The organism is Streptomyces sp. NPDC050164, from assembly GCF_044459945.1.
GTDB lineage: Bacteria > Actinomycetota > Actinomycetes > Streptomycetales > Streptomycetaceae > Streptomyces > Streptomyces coeruleorubidus_A.
On the sequence record NZ_JBITJK010000025.1, the window covers coordinates 1 to 19,630 of the forward strand.

Below are 19,630 nucleotides of genomic sequence, written 5' to 3' on the forward strand. Positions count from 1 at the left end.
AGGGCGTCGACGCGGAGCGTCGGCAACCGACGACAACGCCGCAGAGGTGCGTGCCAGACCCCGCGTCTGCGGCGTGATCCAAACGACAGGCCCTAAGGGTCGGCTACGGCATCTTGTCACCCAGCAGTGCCAGGTTCTCGATGGCGGCGAGGCCGTACAGCGAGGTGTCGTTCGTGGACACCCAGCGCGCCTCGCTGCCCGGCACCAGCGAGAGCGGGCCGCTGAGCTTCTCGGTCTTCCAGGGGGCGGACTCCTTGTAGCCGTCGGAGTTGTAGAACTTGTCCCACGCGCGCCCCGCGAGCTTCTCGTCACCGGTCTGGACGGCGGCGTACGCGTCGAGGCGCGAGTGGCCCTGGAAGAGCAGCAGGTTGCCGAAGTTGGAGCCGTAGCGGGCCGCCTGTTCGGCCTTGGTGGCGTTGAAGTAGCGGCAGTAGTCGAAGTAGGCCTCGTTGAACTTCGGCATGTCGACCAGGTCGATGAGCTCGGCGCACAGCTCGTTGAGGCCGAAGACCGCCGACAGGTGCGAGACCTCGACCTTGGGCTTGTCGGCGACGGCGAACTTGCCGGTGTCCAGGTCGTACAGGCCGCTGCCCTGGACGAAGCCGTTGGGCTGGGCGGCGATGGTCTCCATGGTGGACAGCACGCGCGCCCTGGCCTTCTCCCACTTGGGGCCCTTGCGCTCCCACTCCGTCAGCCACGCCGAGACCAGGCCGCTCCAGTCGGTGCCGAAGCCGATCGACAGGGCGTGCCGGTCGGGTGTGTAGGGCTCGGTGCGGATCTTGCGGAGCGGGTCGAGGGCGAGGAACGTCTCGTCGGAGTCGACGTTGGCGTGCATGAGGTCGCCGACGCGTTCGTCCGCCGTGAGGAAGTAGTAGTAGCGCCGGTACGTGGTGTTGGCGATGCGCTGCTGCTTGGCGCTGTCGGCGAAGTGCTGCACGCCGTGCCGGGTGCCGAGGCCCGCCCACTTGCCCAGGTGGTAGACGTCGACCTCACCGGTGTGCCGGGTCATGGCCTCGGCGAAGCGGAAGATGTCCGAGCGGCCGCTTCTCAGGTACGCGTACCAGAGCCACAGGTCGGGCGACAGCTCGGAGTTGTCCCAGGCGTAGCCGCCGACGTCGTAGCGCCACTGGTGCCGGACGGTGTCGTAGGTGTGCATGATGTCGCCGTAGTCCCAGAAGCCGTACCACCGGCGCATCTCCACCTGGTCCTTGTAGTAGGTGAAGAGGAAGTCGAGGTGGTCCTCGATCTTGGCCTTGGCGGGGGTGGAGCGGTCGGGTTCGGCGTACAGGCCCTTGCCGAAGACGCCCGCCTTGATCAGCTGCTTGGGCGGAGCGGCGAGCTGCGGGAGCACACGGACGGCCTCGACCTGCTCGGCGAGCTGGTCGGCGCTCGGGGTGGACTCGTTGGCCCAGAAGAGCAGTTCGGAGGTGCGGGCGATGCCGTAGGGAGTACCGAACCCGGGCTCGTAGTCCTCGTAGGTGATGTTGAGGCCCTCGATCTGCTCGGGGAAGGTGTCCTGGCCCATGCCGTCGTGGTAGAAGCGCATGTCCATGGGCTGGGCCTCGGGGGACCAGAGCCAGAGGGTGACCTCGGCCTCCTTCGTGTGGGCGTCCCGGATGTCGAGCTGGGCGGGGAACTTCTCCCAGAAGTCGCGCAGGCCGAAGGAGAAGCCGCCGCTCACCCCGCCGACGTACCCGAAGCCGGAGGCGCGCCGGCCGCCGCCCGCCGCGATCCAGCCGTAGCCCTTCTTGGTGCGCTTGCGCAGGGTGAAGCCGTCGGCGGACAGCTGGGAGAGGGTGTAATCGCCCCACTCGGGTATGTACTGGAGCCTGGTGGTGACCCGCTGGTCCCAGGTGGCCGGGTCGGGCAGCTTCTTCCCCTCGTACTGCGCCGCCTGCACGGCCGCGCCCGGGTCCCGCCGCAGTCCGGTGATGCCCTTGACGGCCTCACGCAGCAGGCCGGTGCCCTCACCGCCGATGCGGATGTGCCGGTCGTAGGCGGCGTCCCGCATCGGCACCTGGAAGCGCACGCCGAGCCCGCGGATGAAGTCGCCGCTCGCCTTCCCGGGCTCCTGCTTGCCGTCGTAGGTGATGGTGTGGACCATGCGGAACGACTCGGCGCCCGCGTAGAAGTAGAGCCTGATGGAGAAGGGCAGCCAGCTGCGGCCGCCCTTGCGGTGCTTGCCGTCGATGCGGACGACCGCGCGGACCGGCCCCTCCTGCTCGACGGTGACCTTGTCGACGGCGCCGTCGAAGCGCTCGGTCTTGACCGCGCCCTGGTCCTCGTCCTCGATCTCGGGCTGGCGGATCAGCACGAGCCGGCCGTTCCTGGCGATCTCCGTGGAGCCCCGGGTGACCGACTTGACGATCGTGGAGCCGGACTTGCCGATCTTCGCGGTGATGACGCCTGTGGAGATGTCGATGGTGCCGCCGCTCTTGTCGACGGTGACCTTCTTCTGCGGTGCGGCGGGCGTCCCGGCGGTGAGGGTGAGCTTGCCGTCGCCCGAACCGACCGCGTGGGCGGTCCACTTGAGGGAGCCGTCGGGCCAGTAGGCGATCGGCCACGACTGCACGGGTACGGCCTTGCCGGCCGCGTCCGTCAGCGCGAAGGTCTGGTCCTTCCGGTAGGCGCCCTTGGGCCAGGGGACGCCGACGGTGGAGCCGGGGGCCGCGCCGAGACCGCCGTCCTCCAGCCAGTCGAGGGTCACCGGATCGGCGTCGGCGGGCTCGGCTCTGGGGACGGCCTGCGCGTCCTGTGTCCCCAGGGCCCAGCTGAACTGGGCGGCGGCTCCGGCGACGGCGGCCGCCTTGAGGAGGTTCCTGCGGGGGATGGGAGACATAGAGATACTGCCTTTCCTTGTCCGTGCGGGAAGCACATCCGTGCGACTGGTCAGGGGCATGACAGTGAGAGACGCGGCACCCGGGGGCGCCGGCCTGGGACGAGGGCACCGCCGGTCAGCGGTGCCGGTACCGCTCCTCCACGGCGACGGCCGCCGCCGCGACGGCCCCGAGGACGGCGACCGCCAGCGGCGCGGCGAACCAGGCGGACAGGGCCACCACGGCCAGCCCGGCGATGATCAGGAAGGACCCGGCCGGGTCGAGGACCGTCCGACGCCAGGCAGCCGCGAGCAGGGTCCGCCAGCGGGCGCCCGGCTCCCAGACCGCCGCCGCACGCAGCCCGGCCACGACCAGGCCGATCAGCGCGAACACTCCGACGGCCCCGACCAGCGGCCCGCCGGGGATCCCCGCCCGGACCGCCTGCACGTCCACCCAGACCGCGGCCACCGCCGCCCACCCGGCGAGCCCGGCGAGCCACCCGCCGCGCACGGCCGTACGGAAGTCGGCGACGAACTCCCGCCAGCCACCGCCCTCGTGCGCGGTACGGCGCCGCAGGTGCCGCGCCCCGGCGGCGAAGGCCGCCGGGTACGTCACGACACCCAGCGAGGCCACCGCGATCCACACACCGGTCAGCAGACACTCGGCGAACACCGCGAACCGCTCGGCGAAAGCCGACTCCCCCCGTGCCTTCACTCGCGTCTGGGCCATGGCCGGCTCACCTCAGCCCTTCAGACCGGACGTCGCCATGCCGTCGATCAGGTACCGCTGGAAGGCGAGGAAGAAGGCGAGAACCGGCAGCAGGGCGACCAGCGACATGGCGATCATGCCGCCGTAGTTGGCCAGCCCTTCCTGGTCGACGAACATCTTCAGGCCGAGGGAGACCGTGTACTTGTCGGGCTCGTTGAGGTAGATCAGCGGGCCCATGAAGTCGTTCCAGGAGTTGATGAAGGTGAAGATCGCGCTGGTGATCAGTGCCGGGCGGCACAGCGGAAGCATGATCGACCAGTAGATGCGGAAGTGCCCGCACCCGTCGAGGCGGGCCGCCTCGTCGAGTTCCTTGGGCATGTTGCGCATGAACTGCACCATCAGGAAGACGAAGAACGCCTCCGTGGCCAGGTACTTCCCCAGCAGCAGCGGGGTGTACGTGTTGATCATCTCCATGTTGCGGAACAGCACGTACTGCGGAATCAGCAGCACGTGGTACGGCAACAGGAGGGTGCCGATCATCAGCGTGAACAGCAGGTTGCGGCCCGCGAACCTGATCCGCGCGAAGGCGTACGCCGTCAGCGAGCAGGACACCACGATCCCGATCACCGAACCGACCGCGAGGAAGAGCGAGTTGAAGAAGAAGGTGGAGATCGAGATGTCGGCGATGCCGTCGGCGAGGCTCTTGTAGTTGTCGAGGATCGGGTCGCCCGGCAGGAGGTCCAGGCTGCCGACGATGTCCTCGCTCTTCTTGAGGGAGCCGCCGATGACCCAGATCACCGGGTACAGGATCACCGCGAGGATCAGCAGGGACCCGATGTGCCAGGCGAGGGATCCGGGCAGTTTGTGCCGAAGGCCGCCCGCTCGTGGGGTTGCGTCGGTGACCTGCGCACTCATCGGGCGCCCTCCTCGTAGTGCACCCAGCGCTTCTGGGACCAGAACAGCACCGCCGTCACCAGGGCGACCGCGACGAGCAGCATCCAGGCCATGGCGGAGGCCAGACCCATCCGGCTGTTCTCGAAGCCCTGGACGTAGAGGTAGCAGGTATAGACCATCGAGCCGTCAGCGGGGCCGCAGGCGTTGCCTCCGGCGCCGCCGCCGACGATGTACGCCGAGCTGAAGATCTGGAAGGAGTGGATCGTCTCCAGCAGGACGTTGAAGAAGAGCACCGGGGAGATCATCGGCAGCGTGATGTTCCAGAACCGCCGCAGCTTGCCCGCGCCGTCGACCTCGGCCGCCTCGTACAGCTCGCGCGGGACCTGCTTGAGGCCGGCCAGGAAGATGACCATGGGCGCGCCGAACTGCCAGACGGTGAGCGCCACCAGGCTGTAGATGATCATGTCCGGGTCGCCGGTCCAGCCGCCGACGTCGATCCCGAAGGTCTTCTGCACGCGGTCCACGATCGCGTCGTCCGAGAAGATCGCCTTCCAGACGATCGCGATGGAGACGCTGGCGCCGATCAGCGACGGCGCGTAGAAGGCGGCCCGGTAGAAGGCCTGTCCGCGCCGCTTCTGCGCGAGGAGCAGGGCCACACCGAGGGCCGCGAGCAGCTTGAGCGGCGTTCCGACGACGACGTACCAGAGCGTCACCTGCACCGAGTGGCGCCAGCGGGGATCGCCGAACATCTCGGAGAAGTTGTCGAGGCCGATCCACTTGGGGGCGTCGAACAGGTTGTAGTCGGTGAACGCGAAGTAAAGCGAGGCGACCATCGGGCCCGCGGTGAGCAGCAGGAACCCGGCGATCCAGGGGGACATGAAGAGATAGCCGGCCAGGTTCTCCCGGCGCCGCCGCCGCTTGAGGGCGGCGGGGCGCGCGGGCTTCACCGGACCGTGCCGCGGCTCGGAGTCCTGGGACAGGCCCTCCATCGCAGGGGCGTGTGTCACGGTGGTTCCCATCAGCTGCCGAGAGCCGTCTTCGACTCGGTGAAGAACTGCTTGACGGCGTCGTCCACCGACCGCTTGCCCAGGCCGAGTTCCTCGGCGATGCGCAGGAAGGCGGACTCACAGATGTCCGCGCCGTTCGGGTGCGGGGTGATGGGCTCCAGGACACCCGCCTCGACGAGGGACTCCTCGTAGGCGGCGATCGCCTTGTTGACCGGATCGGTCGGCTTGTACGCGTCGAACTGGGCCTGCGTCGCGGGCACACCCCGGTCGTAGCCCATGATCTTGGCGACCTCGGGGTCGTGCACCATGAAGTCGATGAACTGGGCGACCTCCTTGGGGTGCTTGGTGCGCTTGGAGGCGCTCAGCATGAGCGAGCCGAGGTACTGGCCGGTCTTCTTGCCGTCCGTGGTGGGAATCGGCGCCAGCGCGTACTCGCTCTTGCCCTCGGCGGTGTAGCGGACGGTGAAGTTGTCCCAGGTGAACTCGCCGCCGGAGAGCTCCCCGGCGAGCGCCGACTTGGGCTTGATCTGGACGACCTTCTTGGGATCGGAGAAGAGGCCTTCCTCGACACCCTTCTTGGCCTTGGCCCACCAGTCCGTCAGATCGGCCTCGGTGAAGCCGAGTCCGTTTTCGGTGAAGAACGCCTTGCCGTTCTGGCGCAGGTAGAGGTCGTAGAGGTACATGGTGCCGTACATGCCGCTGTCGCCGGCGCGGCCCGTCTTGTCACGGATCTTCTTCATCGCCGCGTCGTAGTCGTCCCAGGTCCAGCCCTGCTCCGGCTTCACACCGGCCCGGGTGTAGACGGGCTTGTCGATGACCAGAGCCATCGAGTTGGAACCGACCGGAACTCCGAGGAGCTTGCCGTCGATCTCGCCGAACTTCTCGAGTCCGGCGCGGAATCCGTCCATCCGGAGGTTGCCGGCCTTGACCTGTTCGCCGAGATCGAGCAGCACGTTCTTCGCGTCGTATTTGCGCAGGAATCCAACGGCGTTCTGGAAGACGTCCGGCGGATTACCCCCGGAAGCCTGGGTATTGAACTTCTTCCAGAAGTCGATGTACTGCTGGAAGTCCGTTTTCACCTTGATCTTCGGGTACTTCTTCTCGAAGAGCGCGATGGTCTTGTTGATGCGCTGGGCGCGGTCCTCCGCGCCCCACCACGCGTAACGGATCGTCACCGTCCCGTCCGCGGAGGCCCCTCCGTCGCCACCGCAGCCGGTGGTCGCGGCCAGCCCCAGCGTGGCCGCCGTGGCCCCGGCCACCTTCAGAATCGTACGTCTCTCAACATTCCCGCCGTTCACCACGGTTGGACCTCCCCGCACGTCGTCCCGCTCGCATGAATCGTTTCAAGTAAGCGCTTGCTGGCACAAGTTACGGAGGGGCTGAGGGTGCGTCAATGATTCGGACAAGATTTTCTTACCGAGCGGGCCGGAGGCGAGGCCGGGCGGGGCGGGGGCGCGCCGGGTCCGCCAGGGTGACGTCACTGGTCGGACGGGGGTGGTCGGCCGACCGAACGCGGCCGGGCCGCTCACACGGGTTTCGGGAGCGACCGAAAGACGACGCCGGGGTGGCTGGCGTGGAGCCGCTCACAAGGCGGCCGGTTTCCGTCAGCGGAACCCTGGAGGAGAACGGCACGCGGGGCGTTCGGCAGCCGTGACGACGGATACCCGCACGACGGCGGCCCACCTGCGTACTCGCAGGTGGGCCGCCGATCCGGGTGGGCGATACTGGGTTCGAACCAGTGACCTCTTCGGTGTGAACGAAGCGCTCTCCCACTGAGCTAATCGCCCGGACGCAGGAAGAACATTACCGCATGTCAGGGGGTGCCTGTGACCAGCGCCGGCCGGCACCGGCACACCTGCCGGGGCTCACTGGTTCTTGATCTTCCACGGCATGACGATGCCGAACTTCCACACGTAAATACCGACCAGTACGGCCACGATCACCAGCCCGATGGCCGTCAGGATGATGTTCCGGCGCCGCACCTTGGGATCGAGGGCGCGCTGCGCGGCCTCCGTGACCTTCCGCTTGGTCCAGCGGAGCACCAGCTGGGCCCACACGAACTCGGTGGCCCAGATCGCCATGCCGCCGAAGATCACGACCCAGCCCGGTCCCGGCAGGGGCAGCATGATGATGCCCGTCACGACGACCGCGAGCCCGATGATGAAGACGCCGACCTGCCAGCTCACGTGCAGCAGGCGACGCGCCTTGATGAATTCGGGCGCCCGCGAGCCGAGCCCCCTGTCCTGCTCGCTGCGCACCTCGTCCGTACCCGTCTCTTCCGACGCCACGGCCACCTCGCCCGGCTCGTCACTCCCCGTATTCATACGGCCAAACACTACCCGAGCGAAACCAGTCACCGGAATGGACGCACGGCGCGAACGATCTCTCGGCCGGACGAGTTACATAAAGGCACGCAAAACACTCAGAGGGGTTTACAACGGCACCGTAGGTGGCATGTCGATTTCGCCGACGTGCGAATCCCCGAGCGCACACTGAGCGAAAGGCCCTGGCGCTTATGAACACCACGGTCAGCTGCGAGCTGCACCTGCGCCTCGTTGTGTCGAGCGAGTCCTCCCTGCCTGTCCCCGCAGGCCTGCGGTACGACACGGCCGACCCCTACGCCGTGCACGCCACCTTCCACACCGGAGCCGAGGAGACCGTCGAGTGGGTGTTCGCCCGCGACCTCCTCGCCGAGGGACTTCACCGCCCTACGGGCACCGGCGACGTCCGCGTCTGGCCGTCGCGCAGCCACGGTCAGGGCGTCGTGTGCATCGCCCTGAGCTCACCGGAGGGCGAGGCCCTGCTCGAGGCCCCGGCACGGGCCCTGGAGTCCTTCCTGAAGCGGACCGACGCCGCCGTGCCGCCCGGCACGGAGCACCGGCACTTCGACCTCGATCAGGAGCTCTCGCACATCCTGGCGGAAAGCTAGGGCGAGGCCCTCACAAAGCCGCCCGGCGCCGTCGACTCGGGGAGACGGCTCGGGCCTGGACAACCGCATACGGGATACACCGGCGCCGGCACCGCGGATCACGCGGGGCGGCGCCGGCTCGCGTGTGCCGCCGTTCGGCTCGCCCGTGCCGCCGGGCGGAAGCCCGCAGCGGCCGGTCTGCCGCCGCCCTGAGGGCGGGCGGGAACCATGGCTTGCCGGGCGGCGTTGTATTCGAAGCCATGTGCGGGCATGAGGCCGGTCCGGCGGTGGTGGAGCCGTTACCATCGGCCAGCATCGGCGGGCGCCTGCCCGACCCCCAGGCCAGGGAGCGAATCGTGCTGATCACCCACGACACCCGGTGCGCCCTCGAGACCGTGGTCGATCTGGTGAACACCGCACCGGAGGACGACACGGCAGCGGACGGGCTGCCGGACGTGGCGACACTCGCGGACTTCGTACGAAACCACGAGATCAGCGATGTCGGAGTGCTCTCGGAGTTCGACCTGTCCGCGGTGCGCAAGGTCCGCGGGCGGTTCGCCGCCGTCTTCGCCGCCCCCGACGCCCGGAGCGCCGCCGGGCTGATCAACGAGCTGGTCGCGGCCGCCGGCACCACACCCCGGCTCACGGACCACGACGGCTACGACTGGCATGTGCACTACTTCGCGCCCGGTGCCTCCGTCGCCGACCACCTGGCCGCCGACTGCGGGATGGCACTGGCCTTCTTCGTGGTCGCCGGGGAGCAGGAGCGGCTGCGACGGTGCGAGGCGCCCGACTGCCGGAGGGCCTTCGTCGACCTGTCCCGCAACCGCTCGCGGCGCTATTGCGACAGCCGCACCTGCGGGAACCGCCTGCACGTGGCCGCGTACCGGGCGCGTCGCAAGGAGGCGGCGGGCTGACCGCCACCGCGGGGGCGAGTGGCGGGCGGATCGTCGATGCCGACGCGGTCCCGGCGGGTGACGCCGGGTACCGCGGGTACGGCTCACAGCAACAGCAGATCGTGCAACGAGGCCATGAGCAGCAGACTCCCGATCACCGCAAGGAAGATCATCAGCGGTGGCTGGGAAAGGGCGAAGAGGCAACCACGTGGCTCGTCCTGCCGGGGACGTGGCTCGTCCTGCGGCGGCGCGGGGTCGCTCTGTTCCGTCGTGTCCAGCATCTCGCCGCGATGATGACGCAGTCGCCGGGCCGGAGGCGATCAGCGGCCCCGTTCCGTGCGGGAGTGCGCCGATTCCGCGAGGTCCGGTTCAGGTTGTGATCATTTGCGCGCACCCTCGGACCCACTGTGACGATTCGCCGGGCGGCGCGGCCGTCATATGCCGTGCTTCTTGAGGATGGCCTCGATGTCGCTGAAGTCGTCGTCGCCGCGGGACGCCGCCGCGGGCCGGGCGGCCGGGCGGGATCCCTGGCCCAGGGAGGGCGCCGAGGACGCCGGAGCCACCGCATCCTGCTGGGCAGCCGCGCGGGCCGCCTTGCGTTCCTTGCGGGTGCCGCCGCGGCGGCGCTCCACCACGCGCGTGGTCATGAACAGCAGCCATGCGACACCGAGCACCCCGAAGCCCGCCCAGGCGGTCAGGCTGAACGCGGTGTCGGCCAGCCACTCGACGACGCCCGTCATCACCAGGCCGATCGGCACGAGCGAGTACGCCGCGATACGGGTCGCCGCGAGGAAGCGCTTGCGGTACGCCGTGACGGCCGCGATGCCCAGGCCTGCCGCGGACACGGCGGAGCAGACGGTCTCGGCAATCATCCGGTCCTCCAGGCGTGGCGCGGTCGAGCAGGGGCACTTCGTCCCTTCCATCCTGCACCCGCCGTACCCCGGCGGGCCATGCCCCGGCCCGACATCAGGGACATCTCCGGGTCGCCTCCTCCGCAGGTGCCGGTGCGGGTGCAGGGCCTGGGAGAATGTGGGTATGAGCGACTCCTCCCCTGCCCCCGTCCTCGAGGTCTGGTGCGACCTCCAGTGCCCGGACTGCCGCACCGCGCTGGACGACCTCCGTGCCCTGCGCGCCCGCTACGGCGCCCGTCTGGAGCTGCGGCTGCGGCACTTCCCCCTGGAGAAGAACAAGCACGCCTTCGCAGCCGCCCAGGCCGCGGAGGAGGCGTGGGAGCAGGGCCGGGGCTGGGAGTACGCCGAGGCGCTCCTGGGGCGGGTCGAGGAGCTGGGCCGTGAGGGAGAACCCTTCCTGGTCGAGCTGGCCCGCGAACTGGACCTGGACGCCGAGGAGTTCGACACGGCCCTGATCGACGGCCGGCACATCCTGATCGTGGACGCCGACCAGGCCGAGGGCAAGGCGATCGGCGTGACCGGCACCCCGACGTACGTCATCGGCGGTGAGCGGCTCGACGGAGGCAAGAGCCAGGAAGGGCTGCGCGAGCGGATCGAGCAGATCGCGGACCGGCTGCTGCCCAGGCGGGAACCGGAGGAGCAGGGCTGACCCGACGCTCCCCGCCCGTGGCCCCCGGACCCCTGCCCGGCCGCTACACCAGTGGCTTGTACATCGCGTACCCCTTCGTCTCGTAGCCGAGCGACGCGTAGAGCCGTTCGGCCGGGGTGTTGCCGGCGAAGACGTTGAGGCCGATGGCGCGCCTGCCCTCGACGATCGTCTGGGCCTCGGCCAGCAGCATGAGGGTGCGGCCGTGTCCCTTGCCGCGGTGAGCGGCGTGGGTCTCGACGTCGAAGACGAAGGCGCTGTCCTCGCGGACCGCGAGCCACAGCACGCCCACCGCCGTCCCCTCGTGTTCCAGGACGCTGATGAGCATGCCGGGGGTGGCGAGGCCGTCGGGCAGCAGGTTGGCGTTGTCCCGCTCCGACTTGGCGCGGGCCTCGGCCTCAGGGACGCCCCGCTCGATCCAGCTCTGCGCGTAGTCCTCCTTGCTCTTCTCCAGCCAGGGGCCGAACTCCGCCTCGGTCATGGGCCGGGCACGGCTGCCCTGCGGCAGCTCCGGCGGGGTGTCGCCGAGGGGCTTCTCCATGCCGCGGTTGCGCACGACGTAGCCGAGCGCGGTGGCGAGCCGGAACGCCGCGGCTGCGTCGGCGGGCACGGTCGCCTCGATACGGCGGCACCCCCAGCCGCGCGCCACCTCCTCGGCGGCGAGCGCGGCCACCGTGCCCCGGCCGCGTCTGCGGTCCGGCTCCTCTATGCGCAGCTTCGTGATCCGGGCCACGGCGTCGCCGAACACGGGATGCGTGCCGAGGTGTATCGCCCCGACGGGACGGCTGTTCACGCACACCTGGTAGCGGCGCGAGCGCGTCCCGTCGGCGTTCTGCTGAAGCGGCTCGGTCGGCCGCAGGGTCGTGGTCATCAGGGGTGTTCTACCCGCAACCACGGCCCTGGTCAGCCGAATAAGCGGGGGCTGTCAGGGATCGAGGTCGTTCCCGGACCGCTCCTCGAAGATCCGCATGGCCTTGGCGGTCACCGGCCCCGGCGCGCCGGGCAGCTCGCGGTCGTCGACGCGCTGCACGGCCTGGACGTCCCGCAGCGTGGAGGTGAGGAAGACCTCGTCGGCCCGCTCCAGGACGTCCAGCGGCAGGTCGGTCTCCTCGGCGCCGGTCCATTCAATCGCCAGCGCGCGGGTGATGCCCGCGAGGCAGCCCGAGGCGAGCGGCGGGGTGTGGATCTCGCCGTCGAGGACGACGAAGACGTTGGACCCGGTGCCCTCGCACAGCTGACCCACGGTGTTGCCGAACAGGGCCTCGGAGGCGCCCTGTTCGCGGGCGCGGGCGAGGGCGACGACGTTCTCGGCGTACGAGGTGGTCTTCAGGCCGGTGAGCGCGCCGCGCTCGTTGCGCGTCCAGGGGACCGTGATCACGGCGGTGGAGTCGGGGCGGCGGGTCGTCGCGCCGAGGGCGACGACGAGGGTCGGGCCGTGCTCGCCGCGGTCGGAGCCCAGCGGGCCGTGGCCGCCGGTGTAGGTGATGCGCAGGCGGCCGAGCGGCATGGGGTTGGCCTCGAGGACGGCGGCACAGGCGCGGCGTACCTCGTCGTGGTCCGGGTCGGGCAGGCCGAGGCCGCGCGCCGACCGGGTCAGCCGGTCGAGGTGCCGCGTGAGCGCGAACGGCCGGCCGTCCACGGCCTTCACCGTCTCGAAGATGCCGTCTCCCACAGTCAGCCCGTGGTCGAAGACGGAGACGCGGGCGGACTCGATGTCCTGCAGGCCGCCGTCGAGCCAGATCTTCACGTCAGGTCCTCTCCACTCACCTCGTACACTCCCGACGCTATCGCGAGCAGCCGGGCCGCCTTCAGCTCGGTCTCCCGCCACTCGCCCTCGGGATCGGAGCCCCATGTGATGCCGGCGCCGGTGCCGAAGCGCAGCACACCGTCGGCCCGGTCGATCCAGAAGGTACGGATGCCGACGGCCAGCTCACCGGCCTGCCGGTCGGCGTCGATCCACCCGATCCCCCCGCAGTACGGCCCTCTGGGCGCCGTCTCCAGCGCGTCGATGATCCGCAGCGCGCTCGACTTGGGCGCGCCGGTGACCGAGCCGGGCGGGAAGGCGGCGGCGAGCAGCTCGGCCCAGCCGGCCCCGCTCCGCAGCTCACCACGGACCGTCGACACGAGATGGACCAGCCCCGGATGCTTCTCGACGGCACACAGGTCGGGCACCTTCACACTGCCGGTGGCGCAGACCCGCCCGATGTCGTTGCGGACCAGGTCCACGATCATCACGTTCTCGGCGTAGTCCTTCTCCAGCAGATCCGCCTCGGTGCGGCCGGTGCCCTTGATCGGCCCCGACTCGACGACGCGTCCGTCGCGCCGCAGGAACAGTTCGGGGGACGCGGTGGCGATCTCCACGCCGTGACCGGGCAGGCGGATCGTTCCTGCATACGGTGCCGGGTTGCCGCGGCCCAGCAGTGCGGTGAGGGCGTCCACGTCGGCGCCGGGCGCGACGGGCGCGGACAGCACCCGGCACAGGTTCGCCTGGTAAACCTCGCCGGCCGCGATGTGCTCGCGGATCCGGCGTACCGCCGCCGTGTACGCTGCGCGGTCCAGTGACGACGTCCAGTCACCCGCCGCCGGGCCCCGCCATGCGCCCGGCACGGGGGCGGGCACGGCCGCCTTCCGCACGTCCCGGAAGCGGGCGCAGGTCAGACGGCCCTCGAAGTCGGCGCATACGGCCCAGAAGCCGCGGGATTCCAGGGCTTGCGGATCATCGGTGACGTCGAGGAGCCCGGTGGCGACACGGTCGCCGAAGCGAGCGAGAGCAGGGAGGTCAAGCACGCGGTCGAGTCTATGGCGGGTGTCCTGCGGGTGACCGGGGGATGTCCCTTCGTGAGGCCCTGTGACCGCCCTGAGCAGGGGAAGCGCAGCACGCTGCACAAACGCGTTTTTGTGCTGGCCCCGGAATCCGCTAGAGTTCAACTCGTCGCCGGGCCGCGAGAGCGGACCGAAACGACAAGCGGACGTAGCTCAGTTGGTAGAGCGCAACCTTGCCAAGGTTGAGGTCGCGAGTTCGAGCCTCGTCGTCCGCTCGAAGGAACAGGGGGCTTCCCGGTCCCCTACGCTCCTGGTGGAGTGGCCGAGAGGCGAGGCAACGGCCTGCAAAGCCGTCTACACGGGTTCAAATCCCGTCTCCACCTCCAAGGACGATTAGCTCAGCGGGAGAGCGCTTCCCTGACACGGAAGAGGTCACTGGTTCAATCCCAGTATCGTCCACTGGATCTGCTCGAAGATCCGACCCGCGCGATTAGCTCAGCGGGAGAGCGCTTCCCTGACACGGAAGAGGTCACTGGTTCAATCCCAGTATCGCGCACGCAGTGCCCATGATCCGTTGCACCGAGTGGTCATGGTCCCGAGGACGATTAGCTCAGCGGGAGAGCGCTTCCCTGACACGGAAGAGGTCACTGGTTCAATCCCAGTATCGTCCACACCACACCGGAGCCCCCGGCCGTACGCATCGGCCGGGGGCTTCGTCGTGTCGCGATCGTCATGCCGCGGTCCTCGCGTCGCGGTCCTCGTGTCAGGACGAGAACAGCATGCGCCCGAAGCTCTTCTGCCGGTGGTGACCGTGGTGGCCATGGTGTCCGTGGCCACCGTGCGGGGCTCCCCAGGCGGGGGCCGGAGGGGCGGGGTAGGCCTGCGGGGCGGGCGGGGGCGGCGGGGCGGACTGGGACCACTGGGCCTCCAGACGGGTCAGCGACTCCAGCTCGCCGTAGTCGAGAAAGATCCCGCGGCAGCCGCTGCACTGCTCGATCTGGACACCGTTGCGGTTGTACGTGTGCATCGGAGCACGGCATTTCGGACACTGCATGGTGGTTCAACTCCTCGCCGGTCGGTCCTGCTTCGTGTGTCGCCAGGACAGACTCTGTCCGGCTGTGGTCGGTTGCACCCTACTTCGCGTGCTCCTGCGCCAACTGCGCCGGGACGGTGGCCATTCGGTCACAGGCGTCCACGACCGACTGCTCCACCTCGTCCAGAGGACGGCCGGCCGCGACCGCCTTGGCGACGGCGCGGGCCGCGGTCTGCACGGTGAGGGCGCGGGCGGGGACGTCCAGGGCGGGCCAGGGATCGCCGTCGACCGGGACCGCCGGGCCGCCCTCGGCACGGTAGGCGGCGAGGAACCGGGCCCATTCGCCGGGCGGGAGCAGTCCGCAGGCGTACCAGGCGGCGGGGCGGGCGAGATCCCAGGCCGGGACACCGACGCCGAGGTCGTCCACGTCGATCAGCAGCCAGGGGCCCTCGGGGGCGGGGTGGCGTAGGAGCTGGCCTAGGTGGAGGTCGCCGTGGCACAAGGTGGCGGTGTGCGGCATCGGGGCCTCGGCTCGGGCCCAGGCGGGGAGGGTGTCCCAGGCACGCAGGACGGGGACGGCGGCGGGGTGCGGGCCGGCGCCCCGGAGCCGGGCGATGGCGCGAGCTGCCTTGGCGGGGCCTCGCATGGTGGGTGCTTGCGGCGGAGCCGGGGCGCGGTGCAATCGGGCGAGGAGGGTGGCGGCGGCTTCCCAGGGGGCGGCGTCGGGGGTGTCCGGGTCCACGGGGGTGCCGTACGGCCAGAACGTCACGAGGCGGCCGTGCAGGTCGGCCGGGGTCGGGGCGAGTGGGGGCAGGAGGATGCCGGGGTGGTGGGTGGCGATGGTGAGGCGGCTGGTCAGTTCCGTGGGGTCGGTGTCTTCGGGATGGGCCTTCGCGACGGTGTCCGCGTGCCGTACGACGATGCCGTCGGGGTGGTCCGCGAGTGTGGCTGCTCCACAGGGGCAGGCCGAGGAGCGTGTGTGGGCGGTGGCTCGGGCCTTGGCGGTGAGCTGCTGTACGAGCAGGGCGGGGGCGGGCTTCACCGGGGCGAGCGTACGCGCAGGTGTGGCCGGGCTGTAAGGCACCGTTGGGTTCAGGTGCTCGGCGGCGGTGCCGGGGCCGGGTGGGTCCGCAGCCCGGCGGAGCGGGGTGCCGCTTTTTTGGGACGGGTGCCGCCCTTAGCGGCACGATGGCCCGCAGCTAGGCGAGACCGGCGGCCTGCGGCAGTTGAGAGCCCGCAGCTCTGCGGACCCGCAGCCGCCCGCGCGCACAAAAGTAATGCCGGCGCAGCTCCCCAGCTGCGCCGGCATTTGTGCCGTCCGCCGCACCCCCGTCCCCACGGGGTTTCATGGGTGGGATGTCCCCGCCCGGACCGCTCTTCCGGGCCTGGGGTCGCCGCTCAGCGCCCCAGCATCTCTCCCACGGACGACGCCTGTGTGGCCACTGTCTCCCACCCGTCGAAGACGAGGAGGAGCAGGACCGCCAGGGGAAGGGCCATCAGCGTCGCCACCACGGGGTGGCGACGGCCCTGGCGGCGGCGGAACGCGGCGGCGTACACCTTGCGTCCCTCCTCGCGGATCAGTGTCCGCGGTGCCGTGTGGGCCATGGTCCCTCTCCTGACCGTTCTCAGTTGTCGTTGGCAGCGGCGGGTGTCTGACCTCGGGGGACGAGTGTTGCACCCGCCGCTTGACCTCAAATTTAGGCGCCGGGCCCTCCCAGGGCGTCATGCCCTCGTACCGATTGCCGGGCCTCCCGGAGGATGAGCCGTCACCCGCGATGTACTCCCCTGGGTGGAGACGGGACCCCAGGTCTCAGGGTCTTCCCCGAAGGGACGCCCGGCTCAGCCCGCTTTGTCCGAGCCTTCCTCCCGTGGAACGGGCTGTTCCACCAGGGCCAGCACTCGGTTCGCCATGAAACGGGCAGTCCGTACGACCGTCCCACTTCGGGTGACTTCGCTCACTTCCACGACACCTCGGCGTACCGCCGTCTCCACCCTGCGGCCCGCCCTGCTCGCCACCACCTCATACGTGCGCGTCGTGTCGCCGGCGTCCACGACTATCTCCACACGGTCACCCTTCACGGGCCCAATCCCCCTTCCGTGGCAGGCGGTTGGGGCCATCCCCCGCGCGAACGCGGCCTGTCCGCACGCCCCCTGACCACTCTTCAAGTCTCCCACCCACCACTGACAATCCGTCGCCCCGAGAGGGCGCGGCCTCTGCGCGCGGGCGGCTGTGGAAACGTAAGCTGTGGCTCGTCACAGGACCGGGCAGCGGGGATGAACATGGCGATGATGCGCCTGAGGCGCGAGGACCCGCGCGTCGTCGGCTCGTTCAGGCTTCACAGACGGCTCGGCGCGGGCGGGATGGGCGTGGTCTACCTGGGCTCCGACAAGAAGGGGCAGCGGGTCGCGCTCAAGGTCATCCGGCCTGACCTGGCGGAGGATCAGGAGTTCCGCTCACGCTTCGCCCGTGAGGTCTCGGCGGCCAGACGGATCCGCGGCGGATGCACGGCACGGCTCGTGGCCGCCGACCTGGACGCGGACCGGCCTTGGTTCGCCACGCAGTACGTGCCCGGCCCCTCCCTGCACGACAAGGTCGCCGCCGAGGGACCGCTCGGCGCGGCCGACGTCGCGGCCGTCGGGGCCGCCCTGTCGGAGGGCCTGGTCGCCGTGCACGAGGCCGGGGTCGTGCACCGGGACCTGAAGCCGTCCAACATCCTGCTGTCCCCGAAGGGGCCGCGGATCATCGACTTCGGCATCGCCTGGGCCACCGGCGCCTCGACGCTCACCCACGTCGGTACGGCGGTCGGCTCGCCGGGCTTCCTCGCACCCGAGCAGGTGCGCGGGGCCGCCGTCACACCGGCCACGGACGTGTTCTCGCTCGGTGCCACGCTCGCGTACGCCTCGATGGGCGACTCGCCCTTCGGGCACGGCAGTTCCGAGGTGATGCTGTACCGCGTCGTGCACGAGGAAGCGCAGCTGCACGGCGTACCCGACGCGTTGGCTCCGCTCGTGCGGGCGTGCCTGGCGAAGGACCCCGAGGAACGGCCCAGCACGCTCCAACTGTCCATGCGGCTCAAGGAGATCGCGGCCCGGGAGGCGCAGGACCTCGCCGGCGTACGGCCGCCCGCGCCGCGCGGTGCCGACACGGACCGGCCCGCCGACACCTACCCCGAGCGCGCCCGGCGTCCGCAGGGACAGCAGGGTGCGGGGGCGTCCGGGGCGCAGCGTGGCCGGGGAACTCCCCCGCCGCGGCGCTCCTCGGGGCCCGGGGACGGCGTTCCGTCGCCGGACGGTCCGGCTTCCCAGGGAAGCGCCGGCGCGCGGGGCGGATCCCGGTCGACGGGCGGCGGAAACCGGTCGACGGGCGGCGGGAGCCGCGGCAGGACTCCGGTGCGCGGCACCGGCGCCTCGCGCGACGGCACCCCGTCGCGGTCCGGATCACGGCCGACGCCCACCGGACGCAACGGGACCCGGTCGGGCAGCGGCAGCCGCCCGGCCTCCAGCGGTACCGGGCGGCCGGCGTCCAGGAACACGGGGACCGGGCTGCGGCCCGCCAATCCGCGGCTGCTGCGGCAGCGACTGTTCGTGTTCGTCGTGGTCACGCTGCTGGTGGCGGTCGGCATCGCCCTGGTGCAGGGCTGTCAGGGCTCGGCGCGGGGACTCGGCGGCGACGGGGGCGGTGTCCGGCAGGAGCACGTCCAGCGGGGCTACGAACCGCAGGACGTCGAACCGCAGGGGTTCGAACCGTAGCGGCTCAGGTCCGCCGTCACAGCTCCGGCAGGATGCGCTCGAAGAACTCGCGGTCGCCGTCGAAGACCGGGTCCAGCGTCAGGAACTCCCCCGGCGTGACCCAGCGGGTCTCGGCGACCTCGCCGGGGTCGGGGACTACCTCCCCCGTGTCCGCGCGGGCGGTCCACCAGTGGAGGCGGAAACGGTGGTCGTCGGTCTCCGACTCCCACACCTTCGCCAGGGGTACGACGGTGAGGCCGACCTCCTCGCGGACCTCCCGGACCACCGCCTGCTCCTGGGTCTCGCCCGGTTCGAGTTTGCCGCTCAGCGGCTGCCAGTAGCCGGGACGGGGGACCGCCGGGCCGCGCCGGATCGCGAGGACGCGGTCCCCGCGGCGCAGTACGGCGACGATCGCCTGGCGCTGCTCCACGTACGGCCCCTAGGTCTGAGGGCGGCCGGTGGCCACGGCGTAGAAGGCCACGGCCGCCGCCGCGCCCACGTTGAGGGAGTCGACGCCGTGGGACATGGGGATGCGGACCCACTCGTCGGCGGCGACCAGGGCCTGGGTGGACAGGCCGTCGCCCTCGGCGCCGAGCATGAGGGCCACGCGGTCCATGGTGTGCGGGGCTGCCTCGTCGAGGGGCCGGGCCTTCTCGTCGGGGGTGAGGGCGAGCAGGGTGAAGCCGGCCTCGCGGACCGACTCCAGGCCCTTGGGCCAGGTGTCCAGACGGGCGTAGGGCACGGAGAAGACGGCGCCCATGGAGACCTTCACGCTGCGGCGGTAGAGGGGGTCGGCGCAGTCCGGGGAGAGCAGGACCGCGTCCATGCCGAGGGCGGCGGCGGAGCGGAAGATCGCGCCGATGTTGGTGTGGTCGTTGACCGACTCCATGATCACGACGCGGCGGGCGGCCTGGAGGAGGTCGGCTGCCGTGGGCAGGGGCTTGCGCTGCATGGAGGCGAGCGCGCCGCGGTGCACGTGGTAGCCGGTGACCTGCTCGGCGAGTTCGGGGCTGACGGCGTAGACGGGGGCCGGGAGTTCGTCGATGACGTCGCGCATGACGTCGACCCACTTGGCCGAGAGCAGCATGGACCGCATCTCGTAGCCCGCTTCCTTGGCCCTTCTGATGACCTTCTCGCCCTCGGCGATGAAGAGGCCCTCGGCGGGTTCGCGCTTGCGGCGCAGGTCCACGTCGGTCAGGCCGGTGTAGTCGTGCAGGCGCGGGTCGTCGGGATCCTCGATGGTGATGAGATCGGCCACAGGGTGATACTGCCTTGTCCTGGGTGCGGTGCCAACGGCTTGGGACGGACTGTGTTACCCG

General features: G+C 70.5%; 21 protein-coding genes and 6 tRNA genes. 9 read left to right on the forward strand and 18 right to left on the reverse strand.

Annotated elements, in window-relative coordinates; all coding sequences use genetic code 11:
* Positions 1-103: 103 nt before the first annotated feature.
* The 7 genes from ACIBNA_RS28185 to ACIBNA_RS28215 form a co-directional block, all read right to left on the reverse strand.
* Positions 104-2,839 carry a Tat pathway signal sequence domain protein gene (locus ACIBNA_RS28185; RefSeq protein WP_399168000.1) on the reverse strand — a complete coding sequence of 912 codons (2,736 nt, stop codon included), beginning with the start codon at positions 2,837-2,839 and terminating at the stop codon, positions 104-106.
* A 115-nt stretch (positions 2,840-2,954) separates the two neighbouring features.
* Positions 2,955-3,545, reverse strand: coding sequence for a hypothetical protein (locus ACIBNA_RS28190; protein WP_399168001.1), 591 nt, complete (start codon positions 3,543-3,545; stop codon positions 2,955-2,957).
* 12 nt (positions 3,546-3,557) lie between these two features.
* A complete protein-coding gene (locus ACIBNA_RS28195) occupies positions 3,558-4,439 on the reverse strand; it encodes a carbohydrate ABC transporter permease (RefSeq protein WP_399168002.1) in 882 nt (293 codons plus the stop codon).
* Positions 4,436-5,437, reverse strand: a complete 1,002-nt coding sequence (locus ACIBNA_RS28200) for a carbohydrate ABC transporter permease (protein ID WP_399168003.1) — start codon at positions 5,435-5,437, stop codon at positions 4,436-4,438. Before ACIBNA_RS28200 ends, ACIBNA_RS28195 begins: the two co-directional genes overlap by 4 nt.
* On the reverse strand, positions 5,437-6,726 hold the full coding sequence (locus ACIBNA_RS28205) for an ABC transporter substrate-binding protein (RefSeq protein ID WP_399168004.1): 1,290 nt from the start codon (positions 6,724-6,726) through the stop codon (positions 5,437-5,439). The genes ACIBNA_RS28200 and ACIBNA_RS28205 overlap by 1 nt, the downstream gene beginning before the upstream one ends.
* 414 nt (positions 6,727-7,140) lie before the next feature.
* Positions 7,141-7,212, reverse strand: a tRNA-Val gene (locus ACIBNA_RS28210).
* A gap of 78 nt (positions 7,213-7,290) precedes the next feature.
* A complete protein-coding gene (locus tag ACIBNA_RS28215; RefSeq protein ID WP_399168005.1) occupies positions 7,291-7,749 on the reverse strand; it encodes a TIGR02611 family protein in 459 nt (152 codons plus the stop codon).
* A gap of 191 nt (positions 7,750-7,940) precedes the next feature.
* On the opposite strand from ACIBNA_RS28215, the gene ACIBNA_RS28220 reads away from it, so the two are divergent.
* Positions 7,941-8,354: an SsgA family sporulation/cell division regulator gene (locus tag ACIBNA_RS28220; RefSeq protein WP_004002642.1), complete on the forward strand. Its 414-nt coding sequence runs from the start codon at positions 7,941-7,943 to the stop codon at positions 8,352-8,354.
* Positions 8,355-8,689: 335 nt separating this feature from the next.
* A complete protein-coding gene (locus ACIBNA_RS28225) occupies positions 8,690-9,250 on the forward strand; it encodes a CGNR zinc finger domain-containing protein (protein ID WP_399168006.1) in 561 nt (186 codons plus the stop codon).
* Between the two features lie 83 nt (positions 9,251-9,333).
* On the opposite strand, the gene ACIBNA_RS28230 is transcribed toward ACIBNA_RS28225, so the two are convergent.
* Both ACIBNA_RS28230 and ACIBNA_RS28235 read right to left on the reverse strand, forming a co-directional pair.
* Positions 9,334-9,510 (reverse strand): hypothetical protein, encoded by a 177-nt coding sequence (locus tag ACIBNA_RS28230; protein ID WP_020272479.1) that lies wholly within the window; start codon positions 9,508-9,510, stop codon positions 9,334-9,336.
* Between the two features lie 153 nt (positions 9,511-9,663).
* The gene (locus ACIBNA_RS28235) at positions 9,664-10,101 is read right to left on the reverse strand and encodes a hypothetical protein (RefSeq protein WP_399168007.1); all 438 of its coding nucleotides are present in this window, start codon (positions 10,099-10,101) and stop codon (positions 9,664-9,666) included.
* 163 nt (positions 10,102-10,264) lie between these two features.
* Between ACIBNA_RS28235 and ACIBNA_RS28240 the strand changes: the two genes are divergently transcribed.
* Positions 10,265-10,789 (forward strand): DsbA family protein, encoded by a 525-nt coding sequence (locus ACIBNA_RS28240; protein ID WP_399168008.1) that lies wholly within the window; start codon positions 10,265-10,267, stop codon positions 10,787-10,789.
* 43 nt (positions 10,790-10,832) lie between these two features.
* Here the strand turns inward: ACIBNA_RS28240 and ACIBNA_RS28245 are convergent, their stop codons facing one another.
* The 3 genes from ACIBNA_RS28245 to ACIBNA_RS28255 are packed head-to-tail and all read right to left on the reverse strand — an operon-like array spanning position 10,833 to position 13,573.
* A complete protein-coding gene (locus ACIBNA_RS28245) occupies positions 10,833-11,657 on the reverse strand; it encodes a GNAT family N-acetyltransferase (RefSeq protein WP_399168009.1) in 825 nt (274 codons plus the stop codon).
* A gap of 54 nt (positions 11,658-11,711) precedes the next feature.
* The gene (locus ACIBNA_RS28250; protein WP_399168010.1) at positions 11,712-12,533 is read right to left on the reverse strand and encodes an aminotransferase class IV; all 822 of its coding nucleotides are present in this window, start codon (positions 12,531-12,533) and stop codon (positions 11,712-11,714) included.
* Positions 12,530-13,573 carry a chorismate-binding protein gene (locus tag ACIBNA_RS28255; protein WP_399168011.1) on the reverse strand — a complete coding sequence of 348 codons (1,044 nt, stop codon included), beginning with the start codon at positions 13,571-13,573 and terminating at the stop codon, positions 12,530-12,532. Before ACIBNA_RS28255 ends, ACIBNA_RS28250 begins: the two co-directional genes overlap by 4 nt.
* A gap of 178 nt (positions 13,574-13,751) precedes the next feature.
* Between ACIBNA_RS28255 and ACIBNA_RS28260 the strand changes: the two genes are divergently transcribed.
* From ACIBNA_RS28260 to ACIBNA_RS28280, 5 genes are all read left to right on the forward strand, one after another.
* Positions 13,752-13,824, forward strand: a tRNA-Gly gene (locus ACIBNA_RS28260).
* A 37-nt stretch (positions 13,825-13,861) separates the two neighbouring features.
* Positions 13,862-13,935: transfer RNA gene (locus ACIBNA_RS28265), tRNA-Cys, on the forward strand.
* Position 13,936: 1 nt separating this feature from the next.
* A tRNA-Val gene (locus ACIBNA_RS28270) sits at positions 13,937-14,008 on the forward strand.
* A gap of 25 nt (positions 14,009-14,033) precedes the next feature.
* A tRNA-Val gene (locus ACIBNA_RS28275) sits at positions 14,034-14,105 on the forward strand.
* 43 nt (positions 14,106-14,148) lie between these two features.
* Positions 14,149-14,220: transfer RNA gene (locus tag ACIBNA_RS28280), tRNA-Val, on the forward strand.
* 92 nt (positions 14,221-14,312) lie between these two features.
* On the opposite strand, the gene ACIBNA_RS28285 is transcribed toward ACIBNA_RS28280, so the two are convergent.
* The 4 genes from ACIBNA_RS28285 to ACIBNA_RS28300 form a co-directional block, all read right to left on the reverse strand.
* Positions 14,313-14,603 (reverse strand): zf-TFIIB domain-containing protein, encoded by a 291-nt coding sequence (locus tag ACIBNA_RS28285; protein ID WP_351416600.1) that lies wholly within the window; start codon positions 14,601-14,603, stop codon positions 14,313-14,315.
* Positions 14,604-14,682: 79 nt separating this feature from the next.
* Positions 14,683-15,624, reverse strand: coding sequence for a phosphotransferase family protein (locus ACIBNA_RS28290; RefSeq protein WP_399168012.1), 942 nt, complete (start codon positions 15,622-15,624; stop codon positions 14,683-14,685).
* Positions 15,625-15,980: 356 nt separating this feature from the next.
* Positions 15,981-16,187, reverse strand: a complete 207-nt coding sequence (locus ACIBNA_RS28295) for a hypothetical protein (protein WP_086565651.1) — start codon at positions 16,185-16,187, stop codon at positions 15,981-15,983.
* 234 nt (positions 16,188-16,421) lie between these two features.
* Positions 16,422-16,661: a hypothetical protein gene (locus ACIBNA_RS28300; RefSeq protein WP_399168013.1), complete on the reverse strand. Its 240-nt coding sequence runs from the start codon at positions 16,659-16,661 to the stop codon at positions 16,422-16,424.
* Positions 16,662-16,856: 195 nt separating this feature from the next.
* Here ACIBNA_RS28300 and ACIBNA_RS28305 point away from each other — a divergent pair, with 195 nt between their 5' ends.
* Complete coding sequence (locus tag ACIBNA_RS28305) at positions 16,857-18,332, forward strand: protein kinase (protein WP_399168014.1); 1,476 nt, start codon at positions 16,857-16,859, stop codon at positions 18,330-18,332.
* Between the two features lie 16 nt (positions 18,333-18,348).
* Here the strand turns inward: ACIBNA_RS28305 and ACIBNA_RS28310 are convergent, their stop codons facing one another.
* Together ACIBNA_RS28310 and ACIBNA_RS28315 are read right to left on the reverse strand one after the other, a co-directional pair.
* A complete protein-coding gene (locus ACIBNA_RS28310; protein WP_399168015.1) occupies positions 18,349-18,741 on the reverse strand; it encodes an NUDIX domain-containing protein in 393 nt (130 codons plus the stop codon).
* Between the two features lie 9 nt (positions 18,742-18,750).
* Positions 18,751-19,569, reverse strand: coding sequence for a TrmH family RNA methyltransferase (locus ACIBNA_RS28315; protein WP_399168016.1), 819 nt, complete (start codon positions 19,567-19,569; stop codon positions 18,751-18,753).
* Positions 19,570-19,630: the final 61 nt, after the last annotated feature.

What these genes read in the sequence shown, in the direction of transcription:
- ACIBNA_RS28185 (WP_399168000.1), bottom strand. Translation starts at nt 2,839, where the DNA reads ATGTCTCCCATCCCCCGCAGGAACCTCCTCAAGGCGGCCGCCGTCGCC.
- ACIBNA_RS28190 (WP_399168001.1), bottom strand. Translation starts at nt 3,545, where the DNA reads ATGGCCCAGACGCGAGTGAAGGCACGGGGGGAGTCGGCTTTCGCCGAG.
- ACIBNA_RS28195 (WP_399168002.1), bottom strand. Translation starts at nt 4,439, where the DNA reads ATGAGTGCGCAGGTCACCGACGCAACCCCACGAGCGGGCGGCCTTCGG.
- ACIBNA_RS28200 (WP_399168003.1), bottom strand. Translation starts at nt 5,437, where the DNA reads ATGGGAACCACCGTGACACACGCCCCTGCGATGGAGGGCCTGTCCCAG.
- ACIBNA_RS28215 (WP_399168005.1), bottom strand. Translation starts at nt 7,749, where the DNA reads ATGAATACGGGGAGTGACGAGCCGGGCGAGGTGGCCGTGGCGTCGGAA.
- ACIBNA_RS28220 (WP_004002642.1), top strand. Translation starts at nt 7,941, where the DNA reads ATGAACACCACGGTCAGCTGCGAGCTGCACCTGCGCCTCGTTGTGTCG.
- ACIBNA_RS28230 (WP_020272479.1), bottom strand. Translation starts at nt 9,510, where the DNA reads ATGCTGGACACGACGGAACAGAGCGACCCCGCGCCGCCGCAGGACGAG.
- ACIBNA_RS28235 (WP_399168007.1), bottom strand. Translation starts at nt 10,101, where the DNA reads ATGATTGCCGAGACCGTCTGCTCCGCCGTGTCCGCGGCAGGCCTGGGC.
- ACIBNA_RS28240 (WP_399168008.1), top strand. Translation starts at nt 10,265, where the DNA reads ATGAGCGACTCCTCCCCTGCCCCCGTCCTCGAGGTCTGGTGCGACCTC.
- ACIBNA_RS28245 (WP_399168009.1), bottom strand. Translation starts at nt 11,657, where the DNA reads ATGACCACGACCCTGCGGCCGACCGAGCCGCTTCAGCAGAACGCCGAC.
- ACIBNA_RS28285 (WP_351416600.1), bottom strand. Translation starts at nt 14,603, where the DNA reads ATGCAGTGTCCGAAATGCCGTGCTCCGATGCACACGTACAACCGCAAC.
- ACIBNA_RS28295 (WP_086565651.1), bottom strand. Translation starts at nt 16,187, where the DNA reads ATGGCCCACACGGCACCGCGGACACTGATCCGCGAGGAGGGACGCAAG.
- ACIBNA_RS28305 (WP_399168014.1), top strand. Translation starts at nt 16,857, where the DNA reads ATGAACATGGCGATGATGCGCCTGAGGCGCGAGGACCCGCGCGTCGTC.